The organism is Promicromonospora sp. NPDC060204 (assembly GCF_042728455.1).
Lineage (GTDB): Bacteria > Actinomycetota > Actinomycetes > Actinomycetales > Cellulomonadaceae > Promicromonospora.
The window spans coordinates 24,448-30,539 of record NZ_JBHWZO010000041.1; the positions used below are offsets into that span (position 1 = coordinate 24,448).

Below are 6,092 nucleotides of genomic sequence, written 5' to 3' on the forward strand. Positions count from 1 at the left end.
AGCGAAGTCTCAGCCCCTACGGGAGCGCCTGCGGGCCCGCTCCCTCTGGGCGTGGGCGTGCTCGACCTGGCGGTGGCAGGTCTCGTAGCGGTCGGCCCACATGCTGTCGACCTCGTCGTGCACCACCTGGGCAAGCACGCTCCAGACGCTCTCCGGGATGCGGCGCAGCAGGACGATGTCCTTGGGGCGCCAGGCCAACAGGTAGCGGACGGCGCCGGACCATGCGGGGTCAGTGGCGGGTACACCGGCCAAGGCCGTGAAGACGGCCTGCAGAGGCAACCGCTCGAGCAAGGTCGTCGCCGTCTGCTCGTGCACCGGGTAGCCCGAGTAGCGGCCGGTGCCGCCTGACCGCCAGCGCAGGAGCGCCAGCGCTTGGTCGGCTTCGCCCGGGTGCGCCTCAACAAGGCTGCGGGCGAGGTCGTCGGCCAGTGACTCGGGTAGCCCCGACGCGGCCCCCGCGAGTATCCGGGGAACCTCTGCACGAACTGCCTCGGGTGCGGCCGCCGTCCAGGACTCAAGGGCCCGTGCCTGATCTCGTCGCTGCTGTTCGCGACGGTCGACCCGTTCACCAGGGTGTGTATAGCCGTGAGCAGCCAGCCAGGCGATGAGCTCCGGACCGTGCGCGAGCTCGACATCGCCGTCAGGCGAGCCCTGCCAGCGCAGCGTCGAGCCGTGGTGCCAGCCGAGGACATCGATTGCGGTGCCCTCGTGGTCGAGCAGCTCGAACGCGGAGTCGCCGAGGCACAGGCACAATATGCCCGTGGATCGGGAGACCTCCAGTAACCGGGCCAGATCGTCGAGCTCTGCACGTTCGCTGATCGTCAGCACGGGCTCGACGTCGCGCGGCAGACTCCTGGACGCACCACGGTCGTGCACACGGATGACCGACGCCGAGCGCACCAGGCCGTTCAGGACCTGCGCATCGAACGCGTAGTCATCGGACATGGACGCCAGGGTAGCGGCGCGCCCGGGAGGACAGAGGCGCCGGGGACCCGGCAGGTCCTCGGCGCCTCTCCGACTACGGTTCAGCTCACCAGCCGCGCTCGGCCAGCCGGTGCGGCTCCGGGATCTCGTCCACGTTGATGCCGACCATGGCCTCGCCCAGGCCGCGGGAGACCTTGGCGATCACGTCGGCGTCGTCGAAGAACGTGGTCGCCTTGACGATCGCCTCGGCGCGCTGCGCCGGGTTGCCCGACTTGAAGATGCCCGAGCCGACGAAGACGCCCTCGGCGCCGAGCTGCATCATCATCGCGGCGTCCGCCGGGGTGGCGATGCCGCCCGCGGTGAACAGCACGACCGGCAGCTTGCCGGTGACCGCGACCTCCTTGACCAGCTCGTACGGCGCCTGGAGCTCCTTGGCGGCCACGTACAGCTCGTCCTCGGGCAGCGACGTGAGGCGGCGGATCTGCTGGCGGATCTGGCGCATGTGCGTGGTCGCGTTCGAGACGTCGCCGGTGCCGGCCTCGCCCTTCGAGCGGATCATCGCGGCGCCCTCGGTGATGCGGCGCAGCGCCTCGCCCAGGTTGGTCGCACCGCACACGAACGGCACGGTGAAGTTCCACTTCTCGATGTGGTTCGTGTAGTCCGCCGGCGTCAGCACCTCGGACTCGTCGATGTAGTCGACGCCGAGCGACTGCAGCACCTGCGCCTCGACGAAGTGCCCGATGCGCGCCTTCGCCATCACGGGGATCGAGACGGCCTCGATGATGCCGTCGATCATGTCGGGGTCGCTCATGCGCGACACGCCGCCCTGCGCACGGATGTCCGCGGGCACCCGCTCGAGCGCCATGACGGCCACCGCGCCCGCGTCCTCGGCGATCTTCGCCTGGTCGGGCGTGACGACGTCCATGATGACGCCGCCCTTGAGCATCTCGGCCATACCGCGCTTCACGCGCGCGGTGCCGACCGTGCCCACGGTGTTCTCGCCGGTCACGGATTCAGTCACGGTTACCTCGCATAGTTCTCGCCGGTGGGATCGACGCCGGTCGTTCCGGGCGCGGTCGGCGCCCTGCCTCGATCTTATCGCCCGGTCTGCGGCGTCCCGGCCGCCGCCCGCAGAACGGTCATCTGGTGGACAGCGCCGTCACCCGGCGATCACCCGCCGATCACCCGGCGGCCGGCTCCAGACCGGGCGGCAGGGCGTCGTCGAGCTCGACGGTGCGCGGCATCGGCGCCCGGCCGGCCAGGTGGAACAGCCGCACGTACCAGAGCCTGCGCACCCGCCGGGCCTGCGCGACGGCCTCGTTGTGGAAGCGGCGGGCCAGCGTCACGCGGTACCAGGCGGCCGCCAGGCCCGCCACGACCTCGCCCGCCGGGCCCGCGCGCAGGTCCCGCACCGCCTCGGGCGAGCCGAGCGCCTCCCGGAGCGTCGCCGTGAGCCCGGACTCCGCCCGTTCGCGGGCCGAGTCCAGCCCGTCCATCTTCAGCGCGGCGGCGGGCGAGGTGACCGGTCCGGCGTCGGACGCCGTGTACGCGGCGTCGGCCACCAGCACCGAGCTGGCCGGGTCCAGGGCGCCCGACGCCGCCAGCTCCACCGCCGCGGAGGCCCGCCGCACGAGCTGCGCGTCCAGGGCGATGCGCGACGCCGCGACCTTGCGGTGCAGCCGGTCGAGCCGGGAGGCGCCCTGCCAGGCGAACACCAGGCCGACGACGAGGGCCGCGAGCGCGATCAGCGCGATCTCCGACCAGGTCACGTGTCACCCCCGACCCGGCGCGGGAACAGCCCCATGATGCGGCCCACGGCATCGCCGGCGATGGCGTGGTCGGCGTCGAGCGTCATCTCGTAGACGGCCAGGACCTGCTCGGTCACGCCGGACCAGTCGAACCGCTGGACCCACTGCGCCGCGTGCGCGCGGTAGGCGTCGCGCCGCGCCGGGTCGGCGATCAGGTCCAGCACGGTCGCGGCGAGGTCGGCGGGGTCGCCGGTGCGGAACAGCGCGCCCGCGGCGCCGTCGTCGAGGACGCGCTGGAACGCGCCCAGGTCGCTGGCCACCACGACCGAGCCGGCGCTCATCGCCTCCACGAGCACGATGCCGAAGCTCTCGCCGCCGGTCTGCGGGGCCACGTACAGGTCGGCGGACGCCAGCAGCGCCGCCTTCTCGGCGTCGGACACCGCGCCCAGGAACTCGACGGACGACGCCCGCTCCCCCAGCGCCTCCCGTGTCTCGGCGACGATGCCGTTGCCCCGCCCGGCCACGAGGAACCGCGTACCGGGCACCCGGTCCAGGATCGCCGGGATGGCCTGCACCAGCACGCTCAGCCCCTTGCGCGGCTCGTCCAGCCGGCCGAGGAAGGCGACGGTCGGCGCGTCGGGGGTGCCCGTCCACTCCGGCCGCCGGCCGCTGCTCGCGAACACCTGCGTGTACACCCCGTTCGGGATCACGACGGCGTCGCCGCCCAGGTGGTCCACGAGGGTGCGGCGGGCGTCCTCGGAGACGGCGATCCGGGCGGCGATCTTCTCCAGCGACTGCCGCACCAGCGGGTAGGCGACCTGCAGCGCCCGCGAGCGCACCTGGGAGGTGTGGAACGTGGCGACCACCGGTTCGGTGGCCTGCCACAGGGCGAGCATCGACAGGGACGGGACCATCGGCTCGTGCAGGTGGACGATGTCGAACGGGGTGCCGTCGATGCCGCCCTCCAGCCAGCGGCGCACCCGCGTGGCGGTCAGCGGCCCGAACGTCAGCCGCGCGACCGAGCCGTTGTAGGGCACGGGCACGGCGCGGCCGGCGGCGGTGACGACGTCGGGCAGCTCGGTGTCGTCGCTGGAGGGTGCCAGCACCGACACGTGGTGCCCCGCGGCCTGCAGCGCCTCGGCGAGGTCGCGCACGTGGAACTGGACGCCGCCGGGGGCGTCGAACGAGTACGGGCAGACGATGCCGACACGCAGCGCGCGGTGACCGCGCCGCCGCGCGACCCTCATCCGTTCTCCCGCGCCTGGGCCGGGTCGGGCGGGTTCGTGGACCGCTGCGCGGCCCGCCCCGCCGCCCGCTGCCGGGCCGGGCCCAGGTCGGCGACGAACACGCGCTGGAGCATGTGCCAGTCGTGGGTGTGCTCCACGATGGTCTCGCTGAGCTGGTCGACCCAGCCCTGGGTGAGGATCCGCGCCTGTTCGGCACGGGGCAGTCCGACGTCGGGCACGGGCAGGGGCGGGTAGAACCGGATGACGATGCCCCACGGCGTGCCGGCCGCCCGGCGGCGGTCGCCGCGCAGCCGCTCGTAGGTGATGCCGACGGCGTGCACGGGGACGCCCGCCTCCAGGCTCAGGATCGCCGGGCCGGCGGCCACGCGGGCGCGGTGCCCGGCGAGGTCGACCTCGATGCCGGTCGAGGTGAGGTCGCGGTCGCTGAGGAGCGGGATGAGCCGGCCGCCCTCCTTGGCGCCACGCACCAGGGAGCCCAGCACGTCGCCGTTGCCGAGGGCCAGCACGTCGATGCCGAGGGAGCCGCGGAACCGCACGAACTCCTCGAACAGCTCGTCTGGCTTGAGCCGTTCGGCGACGGTGAGCACGCCCGCGAGGTTCTGGGAGGCGTAGGCGCCGGCCAGGTCCCAGTTGCCCAGGTGACCGAGGGCGAGCGAGACCGCGCCGCCGTCGGCGATCACGGGCCGCACGTGCTCGTCGTAGCCCTCCAGGCGCACGCGCGCCCGGAGCTTCTCGGAGGTGACGCCCTGGAGGGTGAACGCCTCCCGGAAGTAGCGCATGTAGCTGCGCATGCCCACGCGGGACAGCCGGCGGACCGCCTTCCCGTCCAGGTCGGGCCGCACGCGCGCGTAGTTGCTCTCCATGCGCCGCACGCTCTTGCCGCGCCGCAGCCAGGTGACGTCGGCGACCGCGGTGAACACGGCCCGGAGCACGGGCTCGGGGATCTTCGTGGCGTTGCGCCACGCGAACGTGTAGGCCGCCGCGACGTCCATCAGGCTCCCTGTCCGGCCAGCGGGCCCTCGTGCGGACCGTTGCGCGTGTCGACCGTGTGCCGGGCGAGCTGCGCCCGCACGGTGGCGATGCGCTGGAACACGGTCACCAGGCTGGCGAGCGCCAGCAGGGTGAGCACGACCTCCAGCACGACGACGGGCAGGCCCACCTGCATGAAGGTGAACGGGACCAGCGCCAGCAGGAGCCGGTCGGCACGCTCGGCGATGCCCACCTGGGCGGTGGCCCCGACACTCTCGGCCCGGGCGCGGGCGTACGGCACCACGCTGCCCAGCACCAGGCAGGCGAGGGCGGCGCACGTGCCCCACAGGCCGTGGTGCTCGTCGGGGTGCAGCACGAACCAGAGCGTGATGCCGGCGAACACCGCGCCGTCGGACACCCGGTCCAGCGTGGAGTCGAGGAACGCGCCCCACGGGCCGGAGCGCCCGGCCTGGCGCGCCATCACCCCGTCGAGCGAGTCGAAGAGGACGAAGAAGCCGATGAGCAGGCCGCCCACGAGCGTGTGCCCCGTGGGGAACAGCGTCAGGGCCACCGCGGTGACCACGACGGTGCCGGCGATCGTCACCGCGTCCGGCGAGACCCGCAGGGCCAGCAGCAGCCGCGCCAACGGGGTGAACAGCGTGGTCATGAAGGAGCGCAGGCCCCGTAACATCAGTTCTCCTCTCCGCCCCCCGCGGTCTCCCAGGCCTCCGCGAGCCGACGACGGGTGTCCGCGAGCAGCTCGGGCAACGCCTTGGTCTGGCCCACCACGGGCAGGAAGTTCGCGTCGCCCAGCCAGCGCGGCACCACGTGCTGGTGCAGGTGCGCCGCGATGCCCGCGCCCGCGACCTCGCCCTGGTTGATACCAAGATTGAAGCCTGCGGGCGCGTGGACGGCGCGCGACACGCGCATGGCCTGCTGAGTCATCTGCGCCAGCTCGACCGTCTCGGCCTCGGTGAGGTCCGTGTAGTCCGAGACGTGCCGGTACGGGAGCACCATCATGTGCCCCGAGTTGTACGGGTAGAGGTTCAGCACCACGTAGCACCGCTCCCCGCGGGGGGCGGCGGGGGCCCGCGCGGGGGCGCCCCCCGGGGGGGGGGCGGACGGGGCCGGGGGGGGGGGGCCGGCGGGCCGCGTGTGCGGCCCGCCCGGGTATACCAAGGGGGGGGGGGGGCAGAGCCCAGGG

General features: G+C 73.4%; 7 protein-coding genes. All 7 read right to left on the reverse strand.

Annotated features, from left to right (window positions below; translation table 11 throughout):
- Positions 1 to 9 precede the first annotated feature (9 nt).
- On the reverse strand, positions 10 to 945 hold the full coding sequence (locus ACFWEJ_RS07895) for a hypothetical protein (protein WP_377228644.1): 936 nt from the start codon (positions 943 to 945) through the stop codon (positions 10 to 12).
- Positions 946 to 1,030: 85 nt separating this feature from the next.
- On the reverse strand, positions 1,031 to 1,933 hold the full coding sequence (pdxS, locus tag ACFWEJ_RS07900) for a pyridoxal 5'-phosphate synthase lyase subunit PdxS (protein ID WP_377228650.1): 903 nt from the start codon (positions 1,931 to 1,933) through the stop codon (positions 1,031 to 1,033).
- A gap of 172 nt (positions 1,934 to 2,105) precedes the next feature.
- Entirely contained in the window at positions 2,106 to 2,693 is a 588-nt protein-coding gene (locus ACFWEJ_RS07905; protein WP_377228645.1) for a hypothetical protein, read from the reverse strand.
- A complete protein-coding gene (locus ACFWEJ_RS07910; protein ID WP_377228651.1) occupies positions 2,690 to 3,886 on the reverse strand; it encodes a glycosyltransferase family 4 protein in 1,197 nt (398 codons plus the stop codon). Before ACFWEJ_RS07910 ends, ACFWEJ_RS07905 begins: the two co-directional genes overlap by 4 nt.
- A 29-nt stretch (positions 3,887 to 3,915) precedes the next feature.
- Entirely contained in the window at positions 3,916 to 4,911 is a 996-nt protein-coding gene (locus tag ACFWEJ_RS07915) for a phosphatidylinositol mannoside acyltransferase (protein ID WP_377228646.1), read from the reverse strand.
- Positions 4,911 to 5,579 carry a phosphatidylinositol phosphate synthase gene (pgsA, locus tag ACFWEJ_RS07920; protein WP_377228647.1) on the reverse strand — a complete coding sequence of 223 codons (669 nt, stop codon included), beginning with the start codon at positions 5,577 to 5,579 and terminating at the stop codon, positions 4,911 to 4,913. The genes ACFWEJ_RS07915 and pgsA overlap by 1 nt, the downstream gene beginning before the upstream one ends.
- Positions 5,579 to 6,092 (reverse strand): HIT family protein (locus ACFWEJ_RS07925; RefSeq protein WP_377228648.1); only part of this gene is annotated, 514 nt, incomplete at its 5' end. The genes ACFWEJ_RS07925 and pgsA, both read right to left, overlap by 1 nt.

Bases quoted from the DNA above. Each gene is read 5' to 3' on its own strand.
- ACFWEJ_RS07895 (WP_377228644.1), bottom strand. From the start codon at position 945: ATGTCCGATGACTACGCGTTCGATGCGCAGGTCCTGAACGGCCTGGTG.
- ACFWEJ_RS07915 (WP_377228646.1), bottom strand. From the start codon at position 4,911: ATGGACGTCGCGGCGGCCTACACGTTCGCGTGGCGCAACGCCACGAAG.
- pgsA (WP_377228647.1), bottom strand. From the start codon at position 5,579: ATGTTACGGGGCCTGCGCTCCTTCATGACCACGCTGTTCACCCCGTTG.